Origin of the sequence: Pseudomonas sp. LPH60 (assembly GCF_030718165.1) — a bacterium.
Classification (GTDB): Bacteria; Pseudomonadota; Gammaproteobacteria; order Pseudomonadales; family Pseudomonadaceae; genus Aquipseudomonas; species Aquipseudomonas danubii.
The window spans coordinates 47479-70010 of the sequence record NZ_JAVAJH010000004.1 but is presented as its reverse complement, the minus strand read 5'-3'; the positions used below and the strand labels follow the sequence as shown (position 1 = coordinate 70010).

Here is a 22532-nt window from a genome sequence, read left to right as displayed (position 1 = left end):
CAGCACCCGCTCAGCGTTGGGCTTGCAGCACCTTCTGATAAAACCGCCATTCCTGTTCCAGTGCGTGAGCCTGATTGTCCGCCTTGCGAAAGCCGTGGCGTTCATCCGGGTAATAGTGGGCCTCGGCAGCAATGCCCTGATCCTGGAGCGCTTTGAGCATGTCGCGGGTCTGCTGGGGCACCACCACGGCGTCCAACTCACCCTGGAAAAACACCACGGGCACGCTGATGTTGCTGGCGTACAGCAGTGGCGTGCGCGCCAGATAGCGCTCGTTGTCCTGCTCTGGATCGCCAATCAGCCAGTCCAGATAGTCCCCTTCGAATTTGTGCGTGGAGCGGGTCAGGGCAATGGGATCGCTGACCCCGTACAGGCTGGCGCCGGCACAGAAGACCTTGGCGAAGGCCAGGGCGCAGAGGGTGGTGTAGCCTCCGGCGCTGCCGCCACGGATGAACGCCAGTCTTGGGTCGATCAGCCCTTGTTGGTCCAGATAGGACACCACCGCACAGGCATCTTCCACGTCCACTTCGCCCCAGCGCTGATGCAGGGCCTGGCGATAGGCCCGGCCATAACCGGTGCTGCCCCGGTAGTTCAGGTCGGCCACGGCAAAGCCGCGCTGGGTCCAGAACTGGATACGCGGGTCCAGGATCGGATAGCAGGCGGAGGTGGGACCGCCGTGAATGAACACCACCAGAGGCGGTCGGTTGACCCCATTCATGGCCGGGTAGAAGAAGCCATGGGCCTGTCCTTCGCCACTGGGATAGCACAGGGTTTGTGGTCGGCTGATGCGCTCCGTCGGTAGCGGCGCGACACCGCCGGCCAACACCTGCACCTGCTGGGTTTCACGTTCGATGGCGAGGATGGCCGAGGGACTGACGGGGGACGCGGCGATGCAATACAGGTAGTGCTGATCCAGCGCCAAGCCGCGAAAGCGACTGTAGTTGCCGCTGAAGTCCTGTTGCGAACCGTCGGCGTGACGCAGTCCGAGACGGCCAAACCCTTCCTCGGTCCAACTGCCGAACCAGGAGTCCCCACCAAGGGGCATCCAGGTGCGACACCCCAACTGCCAGGGGGCCGGGGCATGATCAGCTGCGGCACAGGGCAGCGGCCGCAAGCCGCTGTCTGACTCGGCCCAGGGTTGCCAGAAACCCTGGCGATCCGTGAGGCAATAGAGTTGGTTGTGCTGATCGAAGCGCGGTTGCTGCCGGGACTCTTCCTGGCCATCGCCCGCCATGCAACGGGGGGCGCCCCAGGTGCCGTCGGCCAGGCGTTCGGCGAGCATCAGGCGAGTGCTGGTCCAGGGCTGATGGGGGCGATCCCATTCGATCCAGGCCAGACGTTGGCCATTGGGGCTCAAGGTCGGCGCGGCATAGAAGTCGGCCCCGGCGGCGAGCAGGCGGCGCTGGCCGCTATGGATGTCGATGGCCACCAGCCGGTGCTCGTTGGCGCACTCTTCCACGGCCAGTACTTGATCGGCGTGCGCATGCAGGTCCCCGTAGCGGCAGTCGCCCCGGGTCAGGGCCACTGGCGCACCGTCTTTCAGGGACTGCCGATACAGTTGCTGGTCCGTTTCATTGACGAACAGCAGGACGTCGCCGCTGAGGCAGAAGGCACCTCCGCCGTATTCATAGACGCGGCTGCGGACGCTGAAGCCCGGCGGCGTCAGGCAGCGGGCCTGGCCTTGCTGCCAATGCCAGATGCGGCAGCTGGCGTCCGCAGGACGGTATTCATTCCAGAACACCCCATCGGGTGTCAGTTGCAGCTCGGCAAAATCGATCCCGGCGGTGGTGGCCTGGTTGGCGCTGAAGGGCTTAACCCTTGGCGATGAGGCGTGAGTTTCGTTCATTGCGAAAGGCCAGTTGTTCAATGGTTTGGGTGGCCGTTTCGGATTCTTCGCGGGCTTTGAGAATCATCCCGTGGTGTTCCGATTTACTGCACACCGGGTCGGCATTGCTGGCGTCCCCCGTGAGCATGAAGGCTTGGCAGCGGCAGCCGCCGAAGTCCTTTTCTTTCTCGTCACAGGAGCGACATGGCTCCGGCATCCAATCGTAACCGCGAAAGCGGTTGAAGCCGAAGGAGTCGTACCAGATGTGCTGCATGCTGTGGTCGCGCACATTGGGGAATTGCACCGGCATTTGCCGCGCGCCGTGACAGGGCAGGGCGGTGCCGTCCGGGGTGACGGTGAGGAAAATGCTGCCCCAGCCGTTCATGCAGGCCTTGGGGCGTTCTTCGTAGTAGTCCGGGGTGACGAAAATCAGCTTGCAGGGATGCCCTTGGGCTTCCAGCTTGGCGCGGTATTGGTTGGTGATGCGCTCCGCGCGCACCAGTTGCTCCCGGGTGGGCAGCAGGCCGACGCGGTTGAGCTGGGCCCAGCCGTAGAACTGGCAGGTGGCGAGTTCGACGAAGTCGGCTTCCAGGGCGATGCATAGCTCGATGATGCGGTCGATCTTGTCGATGTTGTGCCGGTGGGTGACGAAGTTCAGCACCATCGGATAGCCGTGAGCCTTGACCGCGCGGGCCATCTCCAGCTTCTGGGCGAAGGCTTTCTTGGAGCCGGCCAGCAGGTTGTTCACCTGTTCGTCGCTGGCCTGGAAGCTGATCTGGATATGGTCCAGGCCGGCTTTCTTGAAGTCGCTGATCTTCTGCTCGGTCAGGCCGATGCCGGAGGTGATCAAGTTGGTATAGAAGCCCAGCTTGCGCGCCTCGCCGATCAACTCGGCGAGGTCCTGGCGCACCAGCGGTTCGCCGCCTGAGAAGCCCAACTGCGCCGCGCCCATCTCCCGCGCTTCACGGAATACCTTGATCCATTGTTCGGTGCTCAGCTCCTTGCCCTGCTCGGCAAAGTCCAGCGGATTGGAACAGTAGGGGCATTGCAATGGGCAGCGATAAGTCAGCTCGGCCAGCAGCCACAGTGGCAGGCCGACTTCCGGTTTGTCGGGCAGCGGCACCGACTCAGCCGAGTTCGATCCAGTGCTGGGCACGGGCGACCTCCATGAACTGCTCAATATCGTCACCGAGCTCGGCCACTCCGGGGAACTGTACTTCCAACGCCTGGATGATCGCCGCCACGTCACGCTCGCCGTCGATCAGGCCGCCGATCAGTGCGGCACTGTCGTTGAGCTTGATCATGCCTTCCGGGTAGAGCAATACATGGCCTTTTTGTGCCGGCTCGTACTGGAAGCGGTAACCGGGACGCCAGCGTGGGGTTTTGCTGCGGTCGAAACTCATAGGGTGATCCCCTTATGCCAGACCCGCTGATCGGTGACGCTGTGATAGGGCGGGCGGTTCAATTCATAGGCCATGCTCATGGCGTCGAGCATGCTCCAAAGGATGTCCAGTTTGAACTGGAGAATTTCCAGCATGCGTTCCTGACCGGCACGGGTGGTGTAGTGCTGCAGGGTGATGGCCAGACCGTGTTCCACATCGCGCCGGGCCTGGCCCAGGCGGGTGCGGAAGTACTCGTAGCCGGTCGGGTCGATCCAGGGATAGTGCTGGGGCCAGCTGTCCAGGCGCGATTGGTGGATCTGCGGGGCGAACAGTTCGGTCAGCGAGCTGCTGGCGGCTTCCTGCCAGCTGGCGCGGCGGGCGAAGTTGACGTAGGCGTCCACGGCAAAACGTACGCCGGGCAGCACCAGCTCCTGGGAGCGCAGTTGGTCCGGGTCCAGGCCCACGGCCTGGCCCAGGCGCAGCCAGGCTTCGATACCACCGTCTTCACCCGGGGCTCCGTCATGGTCCAGCAGGCGCTGGATCCACTCGCGGCGAATGTCCCGGTCCGGGCAGTTGGCGAGGATCGCCGCATCCTTCATGGGGATGTTCACCTGGTAGTAGAAGCGGTTGGCGACCCAGCCCTGGATCTGTTCGCGGCTCGCCCGGCCTTCATACATCGCCACGTGATAGGGGTGATGGATGTGGTAGTAGGCGCCCTTGGCGCGCAGCGCCTGCTCGAATTCGGCGGGGGACAGCGGGGTGTCGGTCATGTGTGTTCTCCGGGGGGCTGCCCTTTCGCGGGCAAGCCCGCCCCTACGCAAAGGGGCCAAGGCTCTTGGGTCGAGCTTGTGGGCGATACGGCCTACAGCTCAATACTCATTCCGTCGTAAGCCACTTCCACCTTTCGGCGTACCAGTTCGGCACGTTCGGCGGAGTCTTCGTCGAGGATCGGGTTGGTGTTGTTAATGTGGATCAGCACCTTGCGCTGGCGGGGCAGCTGTTCCAGCACTTCGAGCATGCCTCCCGGGCCGTTCTGGGCCAGGTGACCCATTTCCCGGCCGGTGCGGGTACCGACGCCACGACGCTGCATTTCATCGTCTTCCCACAGGGTGCCGTCCAGCAGCAGGCAGTCGCTGGCGGACATGATTTTCAGCAGCGGCGCGTCCACCTTACCCAGGCCCGGCGCGTAGAAGAGCTTACCGCCGCTGCGCAGGTCTTCGACGATCAGGCCGATGTTGTCGCCTGGGTGCGGATCGAAACGATGGGGCGAATAGGGCGGTGCAGCACTGCGCAAAGGCAGTGGGGTGAAGCGCAGGTTGGGGCAGGCCGGAACCGTGAAGCTCTGGTCGAGCTCGATGCGGTTCCAGTTCAGGCCGCCGTTCCAGTGGCTGAGCATTTTGAACAGGGGGAAACCGGTGCTCAGGTCTTCGTGGACCATGTCGGTGCACCAGACCTGATGCGGGCAGCCTTCGCGCAGGCTGAGCAGGCCGGTGGTGTGATCGATCTGGCTGTCCATGAGGATGATGGCGCTGATCCCGCTGTCGCGCAGTGCACGGCCCGGTTGCATGGGGGCAAAACCCTGCAGTTGGGCGCGGATGTCCGGGGAGGCATTGCACAGTACCCAGTTCACCCCGTCATCGGAAATCGCGATGGACGACTGGGTACGAGCCTGGGCCCGCAGGCTGCCGTCGCGAAACCCTGCGCAGTTCACGCAGTTGCAGTTCCACTGCGGAAAACCACCGCCGGCGGCGGAACCTAGAATCTGGACAAACATGGACGCTCCCAGGGAAAAAAGACGTAGAACTGAAAATAAAAACGCCCCGGACGGACCGAGGCGTTGCGCTGCGTTTTCTGGCCAGAGGCAGAAATCAGCGGCTGGCGAAGTACATGGTGACTTCGAAGCCGATACGCAGGTCGGTGTAAGCAGGTTTGGACCAGGTCATAAAAATGCTCCTTTGAGGTGGGTGGGACGGGTATTGCCTATACATATAGTCCACCTCCGGCGGGAGATGTTCAGATGCTTAGGGGGCTATCTTACTAAATTCCCACAAAAGGTTGCCCGCAATTCTGAAGAAAGCTCGTTGCAGCACCGGTAATGATCATTCTGCCGCTTGCCAGGGCGCTCCTGGGCAACGCCCGTTGGCCAATACTGTCCAGCCGCCTGTCGCCGAATGCAGGGCCATGGCGGCCTGGGTCACGGCTGAGGGCGTGAGGGCCAGGATGCTGTCGTGCAGCCGCTCCAGGTAATCCGACGGATGGCCGGCCAGTTTCGCCTGCCATAGCAGTTCAGCGGCTTGCTCCAGGGGCAGGAGCGAGGCTTGGAACTGTTGAGCCAGAGCCTGTCGCTGTTCGTTCCAGAGCGGCTCGTCGAGCATCTGGAGCTGTTCCGGCAAATGCAGAAGGAATTGTTCCAGGTGCTGAAGTATTTCCGTGAGCGTCGCCTTGGGCGACTGCACGCCGAACAGCAGGCCGGTCTGGCCATTACGTTGGCGAATGGCGCTGAACACCGCGTAACCCAACTGCAACTCCACCCGCAGGCGCTGATAGAACGGCGTTTGGCAGAGTTGGCCCAGCAGGCGCCAGGCCGCTTCATCGGCAAGGCGGGTGCCGGGCGTTGGGCAGAACAGCAGCAGGGCCTGTTCGCTGGATGCCCCGGGGTACGTCTGCCAACGATAGGCGGTGTCTGGCGGTGAGGGTTGGCACAGGGCCGTATCTGCTGTTCCCGGCATCTTTTGCAGCGCTTGGCCAAGGGCTTCCTGAGTGCCGGCTGACAGCGCCAAGGCCAGGCCGTCCCATCGAGCACCAGCCCACAGGGCTTGCAGGGATTGAGGGTGTGCAACTGTCGGCTCGCCGGGTTGTGGTTGCTCGCTGAAGGCCTTGAGCAACTGACGGATCGGCATCAAGGGGGCATCGTCTGTCGTAGCTGCGCTCTGCAGCCAGAACGATTCGGCGGGCTGGTTCAGTTGCTTCAGCGCCTGCTGCAGCACTGCGGGCATGGGTTGCTGCAGGCCACTGAGTTTCAGCAACCAATCGGCGCCACGGGTGGTGAAGCTCAGTGCTACTCCAGCCTGAGCGGCATCGCTGCGCAAGGGCGCCAGGCTATGCAGGAGGCGCTCGTGCACACCAGCTGGGGCGGGTGAAGCCAGGCGCCAGCGCAGAATCAAGGTCCCTTCGCGGCTATCCGCAGGCAGGGCCTGGCTGATGTTCAACGCCGAGTTCTCTCGCCGGCTTCGCGAGCGATCCTGGGCGAAGGTGCGTAGTCCTCGGTGCGCGCTGGTCTGCCCGCGAATCAGTCCTGCCCGCGGTGCTTCAGCCGTGCTGCGCAGAAAAGGGTTACCCGGTGGCAGGCACCACTCATGGCTGAAGTTATCCACAGCCTGCGGTTGCAACTGTGCGAGCAGCACCCTGAGGGCCTCGAGTCCTTGCGCATCCAGCTCGCCGACGGTCTGCCGGCTGTCCCGCTGGGCCAACTCCAGGGCGCTGCCGACCTGCAGCTGGCGTTGTTGCAGCAAGGCATATTCTGTCCGCAGCGCTGGCCAATCGTCCTGGGCGCTGAAGAAACTCAGCCAATCTGCCAGCAGTTCGCGGACCTGGGCCGGGGCCGTCGCCTCTGTTGTGCTCAGGTTCAATTGCAGATGCAGCAAGGCCTGACCGGCAAACTCGTATAGCGTCTGTGCCTTGAGGCTCTGGGCCAGTTGGCGTTGCTGGAGTCCGGCAAGCAGCCCGCCCGGCTTGGCCGATTGCAGCCAGGTGCAGAGAAAGTCCAGGGCGGGCGCTGCGCTCTCGGGCAGTTGTTCCAGGGTGAACAGCAGGTCCAGACGGTGAGCATCGAGCTGCTGATAAGTGCCGATGCCGGTAGTCGACAGCGCAGGAGGCACGCTCTGCTCAAGGCGCTGGCCTTTCGGTAGATCTGCACCATAGCGTGTGGCCAGGGCGCGGAGTTCTTCCAGAGACTGTGGCCCGGCGAGGCTCAGGGTCATTTGCCCGGCTTGGTAAAAGTCTTGGTGAAATTGCTGCAGCGCTTGCTGAAAAGCCTGGCTGGGCAGGTTGAGGCTGTAGCGGTTGCCAGCATGGAAGGCACGCAGCGGGTGAGCAGCGGACAGGCCATCGAACAGCGCGAACTGGCGTTGCGCCGCCCCATCCCGGGACCAGGCGATAAATTCCGCATGCAGCACTTCTCGCTCCCGACGCTGGTCTTCAAGACTCATCCGCGGTCGGGCGAGCATGTCGCACAGACGCTCCAGGCCACCGGCCAGGGCGCTGACCGGCAGCTCGAAAAAGAACTCGGTCGCGCGCTCACAAGTCTTGGCGTTCAGTTGTCCTCCCTGGCCCCGCACATAGGCCATCAATCCCTGTTCGGCGGGAAAGCGCTCGGTGCCGAGAAACAGCAGGTGCTCCAGGAAGTGCGCCAGCCCCGGCCAGGCCAGTGGTACATCGTGGCTGCCGGCCGATACCCGCAGTGCGGCGGCGCAACGTTTCAAGTGAGGGGCATGACGCAAGGACACCCGCAGGCCGTTGGCCAGGGTTTCCATGTGAGGCAGAGGGTGGTTCAGCGCGGGCATGAGCACTTCCAGAACAGAGAGGCGCTCATGCTAGCGGATATCCTCGGATCAGCGCTTGCTCAGGTCGTCGTAAAGCTCGGGACGGCGATCGGCAAGATAGTGGTTCAGTGCCCGGGACTCGTGCATCAGCTGACGATCCAGGGTGCCGATGATCAGGGCCTCGTCCAGTCCGGCCAGGGCGATCCGGCTGCCATCGGGGGCGGCGATGCTGCTCTGGCCGCAGTAGCGGATCTGATCTTCCCGGCCGCAGTAGTTGGCGTAGGCCACGTAACACTGGTTCTCGAAGGCCCTGGCGCGAATGGTCACATCGGCGACGAAGTCGTAGGGAATCATGTTCGCCGTCGGCACCAGGATCAGCTCGGCACCGGCCAGGGCCAGACGCCGGGCGTTCTCCGGAAACTCGATGTCGTAGCAGATCAGGAAACCGAGCTTCCAGCCGTTGAGCTCCACCAGGGGGAAGTCATCTGCGCCGGCGCTGAACATCGAGTGATCAAGGTCACCGAACAGATGGGTCTTGCGGTAGTTGCACAGGCGCTGGCCGTGGGCGTCGATCAGTTGCACGGCGTTGTAGATCTGTCCGTCGGCGCTGCGTTCCGGATAGCCATAGAGAATCGCCGTACCCGCCGCTTGAGCGATAGCAGCGATGTGCTGGGCCGAGGGGCCATCCTGGGCCTCGGCCAGAGCGCCGACTGCTTCCACACCGATGTTGTAGCCGCTGAGGAACATTTCCGGCAGCACCAGCAGATCGGCATCGGTGGCCTCCATGGCCACCTGATGCAAGCGTTGCAGATTGGCCGTCACGTCCAACGGCAATGGTGGGCACTGATACAGGGCGACACGCATGGTCCTCACTCCTCTGACTGGCTGACCGGGCACTGTAGCCGATGTCTCGTGTTCGGCGTACGGTCCGGCGCCGAGCCCCCAAGGAGCTCTCGCCGGTATTCGCGGCAGCCGCGGTCAGTATTGTTCAATCCGCCAGGGCGATAGGCCCGATCTCATGGAACACATCCCCTGGCCCCGGGTTCTCGGCATGGGTAGCGCCGCCGAAGTGTTTCATGATCCCCCACACGGCGTTGAGCGACGTTTGCACCGCGCCCTCGACCCAGGCCGGGGTCCAGGACACATCGTCACCTGCGATGAAAATGCCGCGCTGTTCGGCAGGCATGTCGTCCTGCATGAAGTGCGCGTACATCCGCTGGTTGTAGCGGTAGTGGCCCGGCAATGCGCCCTTGAAGGCGCCGAGGAAGTGCGGATCGGCTTCCCAGGACACGGTGATCGGATCGCCGATGATGCGGCTGGCGATGTCCACTTTGGGGTAGATCTTTTTCAGTGCGTCCAGGGCCAGTTTTACGCGCTTTTCCACGGGCTGCGGGAGCATCTTCAGGGCATCGCTCATCCACGAGTAGGACAGGCAGATCACCCCCGGCTTGTCGTCGCCGTTGTCGAACAGGTAGGTGCCGCGGGTCAGGCGGTCGGTGAGGGTCATGCTCATCAGGTCGCGGCCGGTTTCCGGGTCCTTGTCCTTCCAGAACGGCCGGTCGACCATGACGAAGGTCTTCGACGATTGCATGTAGCGGGTGCGGTCCAGGGCCATCCACATCTTCTGCGAGAACAGCGACTCCTCGCATTCGATCTGGGTGGTCAGCAGCCAGCTCTGGCAGGTGGTCAGCACGGCCGCGTATTCCCGGGTATCGCCCCAATTGTCGGTGACACTGAAGCGGCCGTCGGCGGCCCGGGCAATGCGCTTGACCCCGGTGCGTGGTGCACCGTTGTGCAGCGAGCTGAGGCTGGTGCCGGTCGGCCAGTGGGCGCAACGCTCGGGTACGTGGCGCCAGATGCCCAGGGGCACTTGCTCGACGCCGCCGACCACCAGATGCTGGTGATCGTCGCAGTTGGTCATCACCACGCGGAAGATTTCCAGCATCGAGTTGGGGAAGTCCGAGTCCCAGCCGCCGGTGCCGAAGCCCACCTGGCCGAACACTTCACGGTGATGGAACGACAGCTTGGCGAAGGCCTTGGAGGTGGCGACGAAGTCGTAGAACGTGCGGTCGTCCCACAGCGGCACCAGGGTGTTCCACAACTCTTTGAGGCGCGGCACATCGCGATCGCGAATGGCTTGCTGGATCTCGCTGAAGCGCGAGCCGTCCTCCAGGGCGTCGGCCCAGGCGTCGGCGACTTCCTGGAACAAGGCCGGTAGGTCAGCCAGTTTTTGTGCGTAGTGGGTCTGGCCTTCCAGATCGATGACCGTGCTGCCCGACGCCGGGGTCAGCGGGTTGGGGAAGGGCTTGGTTTCAAGGCCGAGCTTGTCGACGTAGTGATAGAAGGCCGTGGACGACACCGGAAAGCGCATGCCGCCCAGCTCGGCGATGATCCCTTCGGCACCTTCGAAGGCCTGGGAGCGCAGGCGGCCGCCCATCTTCGACGCTTCATAGACCACCGGCTTGAGGCCCAGCTTCATCAGTTCGTAGGCGGCCACCAGCCCGGCGATACCGGCGCCGACAATGGCCACTTCGGTGCCGTGCTGGGCTTGGGGAATGCTGCCCAGGCCGGCGGTATGCTCGATCCAGTCGTCGAAGGCGAAAGGGAAATCCGGGCCGAAAATGGTGATCGGCTTCTTACCGTCTGCAGGATGGCGATTGTTCTTGTTCATGGCTGACCTTGGCGGGCGGCTCAGCAGAGTGCTGAGTATAGGAAAAGATGGCAGCCATTCTAGAGAGGGTGAAACACGTAAATAAGACGCAAACTGTCGTCGTTATGCGTTGTTATTTATCAATATGACGAATAGATGATTCAGATTGACGGCGGAGTGCTATCGGCTGCGGCGCGTCAGAGCGCATGCCCGCGATCGATCTTGCTGCTGAGGATGATCGAGGTGGTGGTCTTTTCCACACCGTCGACGCTGCCGATCTGGTCCAGCAACTGGTCCAGCTGTTCCGGCGAGTCGGTGCGCAGCCAGGCCACGTAATCGAACTCACCGCTCACCGCGCACAGTTGCTGGACCTGAGCCATGCCACTCAGGCGGCGCAGCACTTCCTTGCCGGAGCGCGGCTGGACCTTGATGCCCACATACGCCTGCAAGCCGCCGTCGACCACCCTCTGGCCCAGGCGCACGCCATAGCCGGTGATGACCCGGGTCTTTTCCAGGCGCGCCAGGCGCGAGGTCACGGTGGTGCGGGCGATACCCAACTGCCGGGCCAGCATGGCCACGCTCTCGCGGGCGTTGATCTGCAGGGCGGCGATCAACTGACGGTCGACTTCATCAAGAACGGGAGGGCGGCTATCGGACAAGATGGGCTCCAGCACGGCTATCGAGGGAGCGAGCATGTTACAGCCTCGGGCAAACCCTGGCTGCTGCTGCCGATTGTCTGTTCGGATCGGGGGCTGATCTTTGGCGATCGGGACTTTTTTTGAAACAAATAGCCTGCGACAAGTTGTCATAAGTAACTAGTTAGTACATTCTCGCGACCTGGTTTTACAGATGGCAGAGGTTTGACATGAAAAACACGGGGGCTGCCACCGGCAGCCGATGGCTCCTGATGGGGCTGGGCGTTCTGATTGCCCTGATCGGGCTCGGCCTGGCGGGGGGCGGTGGCTATCTCCTGAGCCTGGGAGGCAGCGCCTACTTCTTGTTGATGGGCCTGGCGATGCTGGTGTCCGGCGTGCTGATCGCCCGGGCGAATCCCCGTGGTGCAAGGCTGTACGGCGTGGCCTTGGTGCTGACTGCGATCTGGGCGGTCTGGGATGCGGGCCTGGAATACTGGCCGCTGGTTTCGCGGGTGCTGACCTTTGCCGTGATCGGCCTGGTGGTGGCGCTGATCTACCCGACCCTGGTGCGCGCCTCCGGTGCTCGCCCCGGGCGTGGGGCCTATGGCTTGGCGGGGCTGCTGGGCGTTGGCGTAGTGGCGACCCTGGCCTACATGTTCGTGCCGACCCATGTGGTCAAGGCGGACAAGGTGCCGGCGATCCAGCCAGTGGCACCGGGCACTGAACAGAAAGACTGGGCCCATTGGGGCAACACCACAGCGGGTAACCGTTTTGCCGCCCTGGACCAGATCAACAAGGGCAATATCGGCCAACTGCAAGTGGCCTGGACCTTTCGCACCGGTGACCTGCCTGAAAGCAACGGTGCCGGTGCCGAAGACCAGAACACTCCACTGCAGATCGGCGATACCGTCTACACCTGCACCGCCTACGGCAAGGTGTTCGCCCTGGACGCCGACACCGGCGCCGAGCGCTGGAAGTTCGACCCCAAAGGCTACGCGCCCAACTGGCAGCGTTGCCGTGGCTTGGGCTATTTCGACGCCTCGGCCGCCGCGGTGACCGCGTCCTCGACGCCTGCTGCTCCTGCGGCTTGCACCAGGCGCCTGTTCCTGCCGACCGGCGATGCGCGCCTGATTGCGCTCGATGCTGAAACCGGCAAGCCTTGTGAAGACTTCGGCCACCAGGGCACGGTCGACCTGAAAACCGACATGGGCGAGATCAAGCCGGGTTACTACCAGCAAACCTCGACGCCTCTGGTGGCGGGCACTGTAGTGATCGTGGGCGGCCGGGTGGCGGATAACTTCTCCACGGGCGAACCGCCAGGCGTGGTGCGGGCTTTTGATGTGCGCAGCGGCGAGCTGATGTGGGCCTGGGACCCGGGCAACCCGGCCACCACCAAACGTCCGCCGGCGGGTGAAACCTATACCCGTGGCACCCCGAACGTCTGGTCGGCGATGTCCTATGACGCCAAGCTGGGCCTGGTGTACCTGCCCACCGGCAACGCCACGCCGGATTTCTTCGGCGGTCAGCGCAGCGAGTTCGATGACCAGTGGAGCTCCTCGGTCGTCGCCCTCGACGTGAAGACCGGCCAGGTGCGCTGGCATTTCCAGACCACCCACCATGACCTCTGGGATTTCGACCTGCCGGCGCAGCCGCTGCTGTACGACATTCCGGACGACAAGGGTGGCGTGCAACCGGCATTGGCCCAGGTCACCAAACAGGGCGAGATCTTCCTGCTCAACCGCGAGACCGGCAAGCCGATTGCCCGGGTCGAAGAGCGGCCGGTGCCCCAGGGCAATGTGCCGGGTGAGCGTTACTCGCCGACCCAGCCGTTCTCGGTGGAGATGCCATCCATTGGCAACCAGACCCTGACCGAATCCGATATGTGGGGCGCAACGCCCTTCGACCAACTGATGTGCCGCATTCAGTTCAAGGGCATGCGCCATGAAGGTGTGTACACCCCGCCTGGCCTGGATCACGCACTGCAGTTCCCAGGCTCCCTGGGAGGCATGAACTGGGGCAGCGTGTCGGTGGATCCGACCAGCCACTACATGTTCGTCAACGACATGCGCCTGGGCCTGGCCAACTACATGATCCCTCGGGATCAGATCGCCGCCGGTGCCAGTGGTATCGAAATGGGCGTAGTGCCCCAGGAAGGCACGCCGTTCGGCGCCATGCGTCAGCGTTTCCTCTCGGCTGTTGGTATTCCTTGTCAGAAGCCGCCGTTCGGCACCATGTCGGCCATTGATCTGAAGACCAGGAAATTGGTGTGGCAGGTGCCTGTGGGCACTGTGCAGGACACAGGTCCGCTGGGGATTCGCATGCACCTGCCGATCCCGATTGGCATGCCGACTCTGGGCGCGTCCCTGGCGACCCAATCGGGCCTGTTGTTCTTCGCTGGCACCCAGGACTTCTACCTGCGGGCCTTCGATACCGGCAATGGCAACGAAATCTGGAAGGCGCGCTTGCCGGTCGGTAGTCAGTCGGGGCCGATGACATACGTTTCGCCCAAGACCGGGCGCCAGTACATCCTGCTGACGGCGGGCGGTGCTCGTCAGTCGACGGACCGTGGCGATTATGTGATCGCCTACGCGCTGCCGAAATAGACACCGCGTCACGGCATTCTAAAAAGCCGCGCCCAGCGCGGCTTTTTCATCAGCGCACGCCAGGTATCTCGGTCTTGGGTGACCCTGGAAAAGACTGCGCGAAGCGCGCCATGTCCTGAAGCCAGGTAAAACCTGCGGGCACAAAAAAGCCGCGTATCACGCGGCTTTCAATTTGGTGGGCCCACACGGACTTGAACCGTGGACCAAAGGATTATGAGTCCTCTGCTCTAACCAACTGAGCTATAGGCCCTCAGTAGGCGGCGGATTATAACGATGGTTTCTCGGCTGTGCTATCCGAAAAGTCGGAAACCCGGATCTGCAGGAAGGTTGCGCAGAACTCATCGGCTTCCAGGGGCAGGCTGACGATGTAGCCCTGGATCTGCTCGCAGCCTTCGAGAGTGAGGAAGGTCTGCTGGGCCTGGTTTTCAACACCTTCGGCAATGACCGTGAATTGCATGCTGCGGCCCAGGGCGATGATGGCGCGGACTATCGCCACATCGTGGGGGTCGTCCGGCAAGCCGCGGACGAATGATTGGTCGATCTTGAGAAAGTCCAGAGGCAGGCGCTTGAGGTAGCTCAAGGACGAGTAGCCGGTGCCGAAGTCGTCGATGGCCAGTTGCATTCCCAGGCGTTTGAGCTGATGCAGTACCTCCAGGGCTTCTTCGGCCTGGCTCATGATGAAGTTCTCGGTGATTTCCAACTGCAGCAACCCAGGCGGCAGGTCATAGTCGCGCAGTAGTTGTTCGATGCGGCCCAGCAGGTTGGGTTGGCGCAACTGGGCACCTGCCAGATTCACTGACAGTGGCCCGAAATTCTCATAGCGCTGACTCCAGGTATGGAGTTGCTGGCAGGCCCGTTCCAGTACCCAGTCCCCGATCAGCAGGATCATGCCGTTCTCTTCCGCCAATGGAATGAAATGCTCGGGGGGGACGTCGCCGAAGTTGGGGTGGTGCCAGCGAATCAGCGCTTCGGCCCCCACCAGTTCGTGGCTGCTGAGGCTGATCTTGGGTTGGAAATAAAGAGACAGCTCTCCGCGTTCGATGGCTCGTCGCAGTTCGTGCTCCAGGGCGACACGTTCGCTGGCCTGGGCGGTCAGGTCGCGGGTGTAGCGCTCGACCCGGTTGCGCCCCTTGGCCTTGGAGCGATACATGGCGGCGTCGGCGTTCTTGATCAGCGTGGCAACGTCGCAGCCGTCCTTGGGGTACAGGCTGGTGCCGATGCTGGCGCTGATGAAGAACTCGTGTTCGCCTGCCTGGAAGGGGGCGGTGAAGCAGTTCAGCAGCTTGGTGGCGATATGGTCGGCGTCGCTGGCCTGATGCAGGCCCGGAAGCAAGATGATGAATTCGTCCCCACCCAGGCGGGCGACAGTGTCGATGTCTCGCAACTGTTCCTTGAGACGTACCGCGATGCCTTTGAGCAGCAGGTCGCCCACCGGGTGCCCAAGGCTGTCGTTGATGTGCTTGAAGCGGTCCAGGTCGAGAAACAGCACGGCGCCCTGGCTGCCGTTTTCCTCTTGGCTGTTGAGCGCCGTCAGTAAGCGGCTTTCGAACAAGGTGCGGTTCGGCAGTCCGGTGAGGGGATCGTGGTGGGCCTGGTAGTCGAGGCGTGCCTGGGCATGCTTGAGGCTGGAGATGTCGGCGAACACCGCAACGAAATGGGTGATCTGCCGATCCTTGTTGCGCACTGCGTTGATCGTAAGCCAGTTGGGGTAGAGCTCGCCGTTCTTGCGGCGGTTGGAGATCTCGCCCTGCCAGTGGCCTTCCAGGGTCAGTTGGTGCCACATCGCCGCATAGAAGGCGCTGTCATGCAGGCCGGACGCCAACAGGCGCGGTGTGTGTCCCAGGGTTTCACTTTCGCTGTAACCGGTGATCTCGCTGAAGGCACGATTGACGGCGCTGATGCGCTGCTGGGTATCGGTGATCATTACGCCTTCGGCGGTGCTCTCAAACACCGTGGCGGCCTGCTGCAGTTTTTCCTGCATCAACTGGCGGTCGGTGATATCCCGGGCAATGGTCAGCATGCAGTCGTCGCCGCCAATGGGCAGCGGTCGGCTCGACAGTTCACAGAGACGGATCTGGCCATCGTTGCGTCGGATGTGGCAGCTGAAGTCACGGACAAAACCGTCCCGTTGCAGCAGGTCGAGCAGCTGCTTGCGCTCGTTGAGGTTGACCCAGATTCCCAGGTCCAGAGTCGAACGATCCAGGGACATGGCACTGTTGAAGCCGGTGATGCGGCTAAAGCCCTCGTTGACCTCGATCAGCAGTCCATCCCGTTGCCGGGTCAGCAACAGCCCATCTGGTGAAGCATGGAAGGCTTTGGCGAACTTCTCCTCTGAGGTCTGCAACTGTTGCTGGGTTTCCTTGAGCTGGCTGATGTCGCGGACTACCACCACCAGCGCCGGGGTGGTGTCGAGGTCGAAGGGTTCGGCGGAGATCAGGCCGGTGAAGAGTTGGCCATTGTGGCGGCGGAAGGGCATTTCCAGGTTGCGGATGCTACCGGCCTGCAAGCGCTGCAAGAGGCTCGGGCCGACCCCCGGGATGCCCCAGATATTCAGTTCGGTGGCGGTCTGGCCAATCACGGTTTCGGCGCTCAGGCCGATCTGCTCCTCGAAGGCTTTGTTGACCTCCAGCAGGCAGCCGTCGGACAGACGCGCGATGACCAGGATGTCCGGACACTGCTGGAACACCGAGGCGAACTTCTGTTCGGAAAGGCGCAGGGCCTCTTCGGTGTGCTTGGTCTCGCTGATGTCGATCATCAGGCCGCGCATCACCGGCTCATGGCCGTGTTCGATCAGGCTGACGATATCGCGCACCCAGAGGCATCGGCCGTCGGCGGTGATCACTCGATAGTCGAGGCTGTGGTCGCGTCCGGCCTGTACTTCGTGGTCGCAGAAGGCCTGGGCGCGAGTCAGGTCGGCGGGGTGGATGATGTTGCGCCAGAACCCCGGGATCAGCCAGTGGGATAGGGGGTAGCCCAGCAGGGCCTCGGCATGGGGGGAGACATAGCTGTAAGTGAAGTCGCTGACACGCGCCTCCCAGGCGATGGCCGAGAGGCTCTCCACCAGGCTGCGGTAATGGTATTCACTGCGGCGCAATTCTTGTTCCAGAGCCACCCTGCGGGAGATCTCCGAGCTCAGGCGACGGTTGATGCGGATCACCACCGCCAGCACTGTGACCAACAGCAGGAGGCCGGGCAGACCGTACATCAGGACATCCGACCAGAACGTCCGATGGTCGAGGACGCTGCCGACCCAATGTTGTTGAATCTCGCTGATTTCCTCGGCACTGAGGTCCGCCAGGACCTTGTCGAGTATGCCCGCCAGGATCTTGCTGTCCCGTGGGACGCCCATGGCCAACTGGTAGCGATAAGGGGTTTCGCCGCTGACGTACAGGCCCTCGAGCTTGAGCTGGCGCAGGCTCCAGACACTGGAGGCCAGATCGCCCACTACGGCGTCCACCTCGTCGGTGGCCAGGGCCTGCAGGGCCGAGCTGATATTGGGCAGGGCCACCAGGTTCAGGTCCGGGTGTTGGGTGCGCAGCAACTCGTGGGGGGCGTAGTTCTCCACCACCGCGACCTTGAGGCCGTAGAGATCCTTGAGGTTGCGCGGTTGTGCGCCACCTGCATGGGCCAGGATAACAATGGGGAAGTCGAGATAGGGGCGGGTGAAGGCCATGTAGCTCTGGCGTTCCGGGGTCGACATGATGCCGGGCAGCAGGTCCAGCTTGCCTTGCTTGGCATCTTCGAGCACGGCGGTCCAACTGGCCGGTTCGACGGGCGTCAGGGTGATTGACAGGCGTTCCTGGATCAGCTGGATGTAGTCTGCTGCCAGGCCCTGGTAGCGGCCCTCTTCATCCCGATACTCAAAGGGCGGCCAGGAGGCATCTACACCCAGGCGCAGTTGCGGGTGGGCCTTGAGCCAGCCACGTTCTTCATCGGTGAGAGTCAGCGCGCCAGCCGTTGCGGTCCAGGTAAGTAGCGCCAGCAGAAGCATGGCCGACAGTCTGGGCATAACCGTCTCGTTATGGCACGGGGAATGTTTCGAGTGTAGACGGGCTATGGGGTGGGAGAGGGGGGATCTGCAAAAAGCAAAACCCCCAGCTGGGCTGGGGGTTTTGGTCTTACTCGTCGAGGAAGGAGCGCAGATGCTCGCTTCGCGTCGGGTGGCGCAGCTTGCGCAGCGCCTTGGCTTCGATCTGACGAATCCGTTCACGGGTCACGTCGAACTGTTTACCAACCTCCTCAAGGGTGTGGTCGGTATTCATGTCGATGCCGAAGCGCATGCGCAGGACCTTGGCTTCACGGGCAGTGAGGCCGGAGAGTACTTCGCGGGTCGCTTCTTTCAGGCTCTCAACGGTGGCTACATCGATTGGCGACTGCATGGTCGAGTCTTCGATGAAGTCGCCCAGATGGGAGTCTTCGTCATCACCGATCGGGGTTTCCATGGAGATCGGCTCTTTAGCGATCTTCAATACCTTGCGGATCTTGTCCTCAGGCATTTCCATGCGTTCGCCCAGCTCTTCCGGGGTCGGTTCACGACCCATTTCCTGCAGCATCTGCCGGGAAATGCGGTTGAGCTTGTTGATCGTCTCGATCATGTGCACCGGAATACGAATGGTGCGGGCCTGGTCGGCAATCGAGCGAGTGATCGCCTGACGGATCCACCAGGTGGCATAGGTCGAGAACTTGTAGCCGCGACGGTATTCGAACTTGTCTACCGCTTTCATCAAGCCGATGTTGCCTTCCTGGATCAGGTCGAGGAACTGCAGGCCACGGTTGGTGTACTTCTTGGCGATGGAGATCACCAGACGCAAGTTGGCTTCAACCATCTCTTTCTTCGCGCGGCGGGCCTTGGCCTCACCGATCGACATGCGACGGTTGATGTCCTTGATCTCGGCAATCTTCAGGCCGGTTTCAACTTCAAGCGCGGTCAGCTTCTGCTGGCAACGGATGATATCCGGCTGCAGACGGGCAATGGCTTCGGCGTACTTGCTCTTGCCTTTGGCCAGGGCGTCGGTCCAGCTTTCATCCACTTCGTTGCCCGGGAACTGGCGCAGGAAGTCGGCACGCGGCATGCGGGCATCACGCACGCAGAGTTGCATGATGGCGCGTTCTTGCTGACGCAAACGATCCAGGGCGCTGCGTACACGTTCAACCAAGCCTTCGAATTGCTTCGGAACCAGCTTGATCGGCATGAACAGTTCGGCCAGGGCCAACATCTCGGCGATGGCTTGCTTGTTCTCGCGGCCGTGCTTCTTCAGCGCCTTGCGGGTGATCTCCATCTGATCGGCGACGGCGCCAAAGCGCTGTGCAGCGACGACCGGATCCGGACCGCTTTCGGCTTCTTCTTCGTCTTCGGTTGCTTCAGCTTCTTCGTCATCGCTGTCGTCATCCGCTTTCGCGGTTTTGGTGTCGACAGGAGGCGGTACTTCGGCGGCAGGCGGCGTAATGCCGTCATCCGGGTCGATGTACCCGCTGAGAACGTCAGACAGGCGGCCACCTTCGGTGGTGACGCGAGTGTATTCGGAGAGGATGTGATCAACCGTGCCAGGGAAGTGCGCGATTGCGCCCATCACTTCACGGATGCCCTCTTCGATACGTTTGGCGATTTCGATTTCGCCTTCACGTGTGAGCAGCTCTACCGTACCCATTTCGCGCATGTACATGCGCACTGGGTCGGTAGTGCGACCAATGTCGGTTTCCACAGCCGCCAACGCTGCGGCGGCTTCTTCAGCTGCTGCTTCGTCGGTGTCGGCTTCGGCCAACAAAAGGGCATCCGCATCCGGAGCACTCTCGAATACGTTGATCCCCATGTCGTTGATCATGCGGATGATGTCTTCCACCTGTTCCGGATCTGAAATATCCTCCGGCAGGTGGTCGTTGACCTCCGCGTAAGTCAGGTAACCCTGCTCACGTCCACGGCTGATCAACTCTTTGAGGCGAGACTGCTGTTGCGCTTTTCCGGACATAACACCCTATCCACTGAAGGTCTTGGCGGGCAAAAAACAAGCCGAGGATTATACCCGAGCTATGACCTCACGCGCCAGTTGAGGTCGGGTTTGATGCGGGAACATTGCGTTTTAGAAGCTCAACCAGCTGTATTTTCTCTTCGCTGCTGAGCTCGCTTTGGCGCGATTTCCTGAGAAGTTGTTCTAAAACACGCTCGCGTTGGCGAGCGGACAAGCTATTAATGGTGTCGAAAAACTGTTGTTCAAGGTTATCTCCGTCGATCAACCACTCTTTTTCTGCCAGTGCGGTAAGCAGGTGCCCCTGTTGAGTACCGTGCCAGCGCGCCATCAGCTGATGAATAGAGCGTAGCTTAGGATTTTTCTGTACGGCTTCGATCAGGGCCACCAGCAACTGAGTGTTGGTGTTGTCGTCATCGGCAAAATGTCCGGCATCTTCAACTTTTTCTGCCAGTTGCGGGTGATGCAGCAGGGTGCGCAAGGCTGCAAGCGTAGGAGGCTCCACCGCCGCCGGGACGCGAGGGCCGCGAGGCTGGTCGCGATCGCCCTGGCGCTTGCCTTTGCTGTTCTTGTCCCAGGGCTTGTTTTCCCATTTCTTGCCACCGCCGCTTTTCTTCGGCGTCCACTCTTTTTGGGGGGCGTACGCTTCCTGATGGGGCTCGTGGTAGTCGGCATAATCCGGCATGGCGTCGTAGTCGATGCCAGCGTCATAGATTGGGGGGGCTTCCGCTGGGGCGCTGTGGGCTAGTTGATTCACCGTTTCATTGGTCAGACCGGTGATTTCGGTCAGGCGCTGGCGCATCAGGGTGCGCAGGTTGGCCCCTGGGATTTTCTCGATCAGCGGTGCTGCCAGGGTCGCCAGATGAGCCTTGCCTTCCAGTGAGCGTGGGTCGGCCTCGTCGATCAGTTGTTGAAAGAAATAGTCCGCCAACGGCTGGGCGTGCTGGTTGATGCGGGCGCGGAAGGCGTCTGTGCCTTCGGAGCGGACCAGGGTATCGGGGTCTTCCCCTTCCGGCAGGAACAGGAAGCGCGCGCGGCGCCCGTCCTGCAGGCAGGGCAGGGTGGCCTCGAGGGCGCGCCAGGCAGCTTTGCGTCCGGCTTGGTCGCCGTCAAAGCAGAACAATACGTTGGGCACGATGCGGAACAGGCGCTTGAGGTGTTCCTCGCTGGTGGCGGTGCCCAGAGTCGCGACGGCATTGCGCAGGCCCTGCTGGGCCAGGGCGATCACGTCCATATAGCCTTCGACGACGATGATTTCGTCGAGGTTGCGGTTGTTCTTGCGGGCTTCGAACAGACCGTAAAGCTCTTGGCCCTTGTGGAATACCGGAGTTTCCGGAGAGTTCAGGTATTTGGGTTTGTCGTCCCCCAGCACCCGGCCGCCGAAGGCAATGATCCGGCCGCGGGTATCGCGGATCGGGAACATCACGCGATCGCGAAAGCGGTCATAGCGCTTGCCGGTCTCGGCGTTCTCAATCAGCAGTCCGGCATCGATCATGGCTTTCTGCTGCAGAGTGTCGCTGCTCAGGTGCTTGAACAGGTTGTCCCAGCCGGGCGGCGCAAAACCCAGGCCGAAGTCCCGGGCAATTTCGCCGGTGAGGCCGCGCCCCTTGAGGTAGTCGACTGCTGCCTTGCGTGCCGGGTGGCTTTTCAGTGCCTGGCGATAGTAGTCGGCAGCGGCGCTGAGCAGCGGGTACAGCGGTGAGTCTGTGGGTTGTCGTGGTTTGCGCTGGCCGCGATTGCTTTCCTCGCGGGGGATCTCCATGCCGGCAGCTTTCGCCAGTTCCTCGACGGCCTGGGGAAAGTCCAGGTTGTCGTGGTCCATGATGAAGCCGAGGGCATTGCCGCCTGCGCCGCAGCCGAAGCAGTAATAGAACTGCTTGTCGGGGCTGACGCTGAAGGAGGGGGTCTTTTCCTTGTGGAATGGGCAACAGGCTGTGTAATTCTTGCCGGCTTTCTTGATCTGCAGGCGCGAGCTGACTACATCGACGATGTCGGTGCGGTTCAGAAGGTCGTCAATAAAGCTCTGGGGAATAAGCCCGGCCATTGCGTTCTCGTCATCACTGCGGGGAAAAATAGCCCTGGCGACGCTGTCGAAAGATCAGGTGAGGCGGGGCCTGAAGAGGGCGCGGCTCGACCTGGTTTTCGGCTTGATCGCAGTCGGGAAGTGTATCTGCCGAACGTCCACTGACGTTAATTGCAATCAGTATTCGACTATTTGAGGCAGTGCGCTGAGTCCGACAGTGGCCATTGGAGGGCCTCGGATAGCTCATCAAGCGGGCGCTGGAGAAGGGCGCCTTGGGCTGATCGTCTGCAGGAATCAGTAAGGGTGTGCTCGTCAGTAGCCTTGGAAGGCTCGTCAGAAAAGACGTGCACCGCTGGCAAGAAGCCAGGTCTGACGTGGTGAAGCAGATTCGTCTGGGTCGCATGGGCGGCTTTGACGGTGAAGCATCAAGCGTATTCCGCAAATGCCATTAGCCCGGCTGAGGGCCGGGCTTGGCAGAAGCTTGCAGCGAACGTCTGTGTATTAGTACAGACGTACGGCGCGGCGCTGTTCGCGCTGAACTTTCTTGGCGTGACGCTTAACAGCAGCAGCTGCTTTGCGCTTACGCTCGGAAGTCGGCTTCTCGTAAAATTCGCGGCTACGAACTTCAGCCAGAACACCGGCTTTTTCGCAGGAGCGCTTGAAACGACGCAGAGCTACGTCGAAGGGTTCGTTCTCTTTAACTTTGACGGCTGGCATCCAGAGCTACCTTCATTCATTACCGGGGTCAACGTTCTCGTCGCAAAAATCGCGGCTGAGGTCGTCGGTTTTTAAGGGTTGCGGATGTTAACCCCTCAACGCTCGGAATGCAAAGCCTCTGATCGAAAACCGCTGGCCGGGCGCAGGAGTGGCGACTATTATGCGCGCCTTCGAATTCAGCCTCTACAAGGCGCAA

General features: G+C 62.0%; 15 protein-coding genes and 1 tRNA gene. 1 reads left to right on the top strand and 15 read right to left on the bottom strand.

The features are described 5' to 3' along the window. Positions 1-10: 10 nt before the first annotated feature. From Q8O96_RS15090 to Q8O96_RS15045, 10 genes are all read right to left on the bottom strand, one after another. Positions 11-1843: a S9 family peptidase gene (locus Q8O96_RS15090; RefSeq protein ID WP_305949041.1), complete on the bottom strand. Its 1833-nt coding sequence runs from the start codon at positions 1841-1843 to the stop codon at positions 11-13. Then, positions 1809-2978, bottom strand: coding sequence for a pyrroloquinoline quinone biosynthesis protein PqqE (pqqE, locus tag Q8O96_RS15085; RefSeq protein ID WP_115581074.1), 1170 nt, complete (start codon positions 2976-2978; stop codon positions 1809-1811). Before pqqE ends, Q8O96_RS15090 begins: the two co-directional genes overlap by 35 nt. Continuing rightward, a complete protein-coding gene (gene pqqD, locus Q8O96_RS15080; RefSeq protein ID WP_102861941.1) occupies positions 2950-3225 on the bottom strand; it encodes a pyrroloquinoline quinone biosynthesis peptide chaperone PqqD in 276 nt (91 codons plus the stop codon). Before pqqD ends, pqqE begins: the two co-directional genes overlap by 29 nt. Then, positions 3222-3974: a pyrroloquinoline-quinone synthase PqqC gene (pqqC, locus tag Q8O96_RS15075; protein ID WP_102861940.1), complete on the bottom strand. Its 753-nt coding sequence runs from the start codon at positions 3972-3974 to the stop codon at positions 3222-3224. The genes pqqD and pqqC overlap by 4 nt, the downstream gene beginning before the upstream one ends. Positions 3975-4066: 92 nt before the next feature. After that, entirely contained in the window at positions 4067-4978 is a 912-nt protein-coding gene (pqqB, locus tag Q8O96_RS15070) for a pyrroloquinoline quinone biosynthesis protein PqqB (RefSeq protein WP_305949040.1), read from the bottom strand. A 94-nt stretch (positions 4979-5072) separates the two neighbouring features. After that, complete coding sequence (gene pqqA / locus Q8O96_RS15065) at positions 5073-5147, bottom strand: pyrroloquinoline quinone precursor peptide PqqA (RefSeq protein ID WP_003194766.1); 75 nt, start codon at positions 5145-5147, stop codon at positions 5073-5075. A 156-nt stretch (positions 5148-5303) separates the two neighbouring features. Then, positions 5304-7766, bottom strand: a complete 2463-nt coding sequence (pqqF, locus tag Q8O96_RS15060) for a pyrroloquinoline quinone biosynthesis protein PqqF (protein WP_305949039.1) — start codon at positions 7764-7766, stop codon at positions 5304-5306. A 48-nt stretch (positions 7767-7814) separates the two neighbouring features. Beyond that, a complete protein-coding gene (locus Q8O96_RS15055) occupies positions 7815-8609 on the bottom strand; it encodes a carbon-nitrogen hydrolase family protein (protein ID WP_102861937.1) in 795 nt (264 codons plus the stop codon). 124 nt (positions 8610-8733) lie between these two features. Further along, on the bottom strand, positions 8734-10416 hold the full coding sequence (locus tag Q8O96_RS15050) for an NAD(P)/FAD-dependent oxidoreductase (RefSeq protein WP_305949038.1): 1683 nt from the start codon (positions 10414-10416) through the stop codon (positions 8734-8736). A 176-nt stretch (positions 10417-10592) separates the two neighbouring features. Further along, positions 10593-11054, bottom strand: coding sequence for an Lrp/AsnC family transcriptional regulator (locus Q8O96_RS15045; protein ID WP_011063845.1), 462 nt, complete (start codon positions 11052-11054; stop codon positions 10593-10595). Positions 11055-11260: 206 nt separating this feature from the next. On the opposite strand from Q8O96_RS15045, the gene Q8O96_RS15040 reads away from it, so the two are divergent. After that, positions 11261-13633: a glucose/quinate/shikimate family membrane-bound PQQ-dependent dehydrogenase gene (locus Q8O96_RS15040; RefSeq protein WP_250329810.1), complete on the top strand. Its 2373-nt coding sequence runs from the start codon at positions 11261-11263 to the stop codon at positions 13631-13633. A gap of 173 nt (positions 13634-13806) precedes the next feature. On the opposite strand, the gene Q8O96_RS15035 is transcribed toward Q8O96_RS15040, so the two are convergent. The 5 genes from Q8O96_RS15035 to rpsU all read right to left on the bottom strand — a co-directional run bounded on the left by Q8O96_RS15035 (position 13807) and on the right by rpsU (position 22336). Beyond that, positions 13807-13883 (bottom strand) — tRNA-Ile (locus Q8O96_RS15035). Between the two features lie 15 nt (positions 13884-13898). Next, the gene (locus Q8O96_RS15030) at positions 13899-17642 is read right to left on the bottom strand and encodes a bifunctional diguanylate cyclase/phosphodiesterase (RefSeq protein WP_102861934.1); all 3744 of its coding nucleotides are present in this window, start codon (positions 17640-17642) and stop codon (positions 13899-13901) included. Positions 17643-17751: 109 nt separating this feature from the next. Further along, positions 17752-19599: an RNA polymerase sigma factor RpoD gene (gene rpoD, locus Q8O96_RS15025; protein WP_102861933.1), complete on the bottom strand. Its 1848-nt coding sequence runs from the start codon at positions 19597-19599 to the stop codon at positions 17752-17754. A 67-nt stretch (positions 19600-19666) separates the two neighbouring features. Beyond that, a complete protein-coding gene (dnaG, locus tag Q8O96_RS15020; protein ID WP_305949037.1) occupies positions 19667-21640 on the bottom strand; it encodes a DNA primase in 1974 nt (657 codons plus the stop codon). Positions 21641-22120: 480 nt separating this feature from the next. Then, complete coding sequence (gene rpsU, locus Q8O96_RS15015; protein WP_002551877.1) at positions 22121-22336, bottom strand: 30S ribosomal protein S21; 216 nt, start codon at positions 22334-22336, stop codon at positions 22121-22123. Positions 22337-22532 lie beyond the last annotated feature (196 nt).

Bases quoted from the DNA above. Each gene is read 5' to 3' on its own strand.
- Q8O96_RS15040 (WP_250329810.1), top strand. From the start codon at position 11,261: ATGAAAAACACGGGGGCTGCCACCGGCAGCCGATGGCTCCTGATGGGG.
- rpoD (WP_102861933.1), bottom strand. From the start codon at position 19,599: ATGTCCGGAAAAGCGCAACAGCAGTCTCGCCTCAAAGAGTTGATCAGC.
- pqqC (WP_102861940.1), bottom strand. From the start codon at position 3,974: ATGACCGACACCCCGCTGTCCCCCGCCGAATTCGAGCAGGCGCTGCGC.
- pqqB (WP_305949040.1), bottom strand. From the start codon at position 4,978: ATGTTTGTCCAGATTCTAGGTTCCGCCGCCGGCGGTGGTTTTCCGCAG.
- pqqF (WP_305949039.1), bottom strand. From the start codon at position 7,766: ATGCCCGCGCTGAACCACCCTCTGCCTCACATGGAAACCCTGGCCAAC.
- dnaG (WP_305949037.1), bottom strand. From the start codon at position 21,640: ATGGCCGGGCTTATTCCCCAGAGCTTTATTGACGACCTTCTGAACCGC.
- Q8O96_RS15090 (WP_305949041.1), bottom strand. From the start codon at position 1,843: ATGAACGAAACTCACGCCTCATCGCCAAGGGTTAAGCCCTTCAGCGCC.
- rpsU (WP_002551877.1), bottom strand. From the start codon at position 22,336: ATGCCAGCCGTCAAAGTTAAAGAGAACGAACCCTTCGACGTAGCTCTG.
- Q8O96_RS15030 (WP_102861934.1), bottom strand. From the start codon at position 17,642: ATGCCCAGACTGTCGGCCATGCTTCTGCTGGCGCTACTTACCTGGACC.
- Q8O96_RS15055 (WP_102861937.1), bottom strand. From the start codon at position 8,609: ATGCGTGTCGCCCTGTATCAGTGCCCACCATTGCCGTTGGACGTGACG.
- Q8O96_RS15050 (WP_305949038.1), bottom strand. From the start codon at position 10,416: ATGAACAAGAACAATCGCCATCCTGCAGACGGTAAGAAGCCGATCACC.
- pqqD (WP_102861941.1), bottom strand. From the start codon at position 3,225: ATGAGTTTCGACCGCAGCAAAACCCCACGCTGGCGTCCCGGTTACCGC.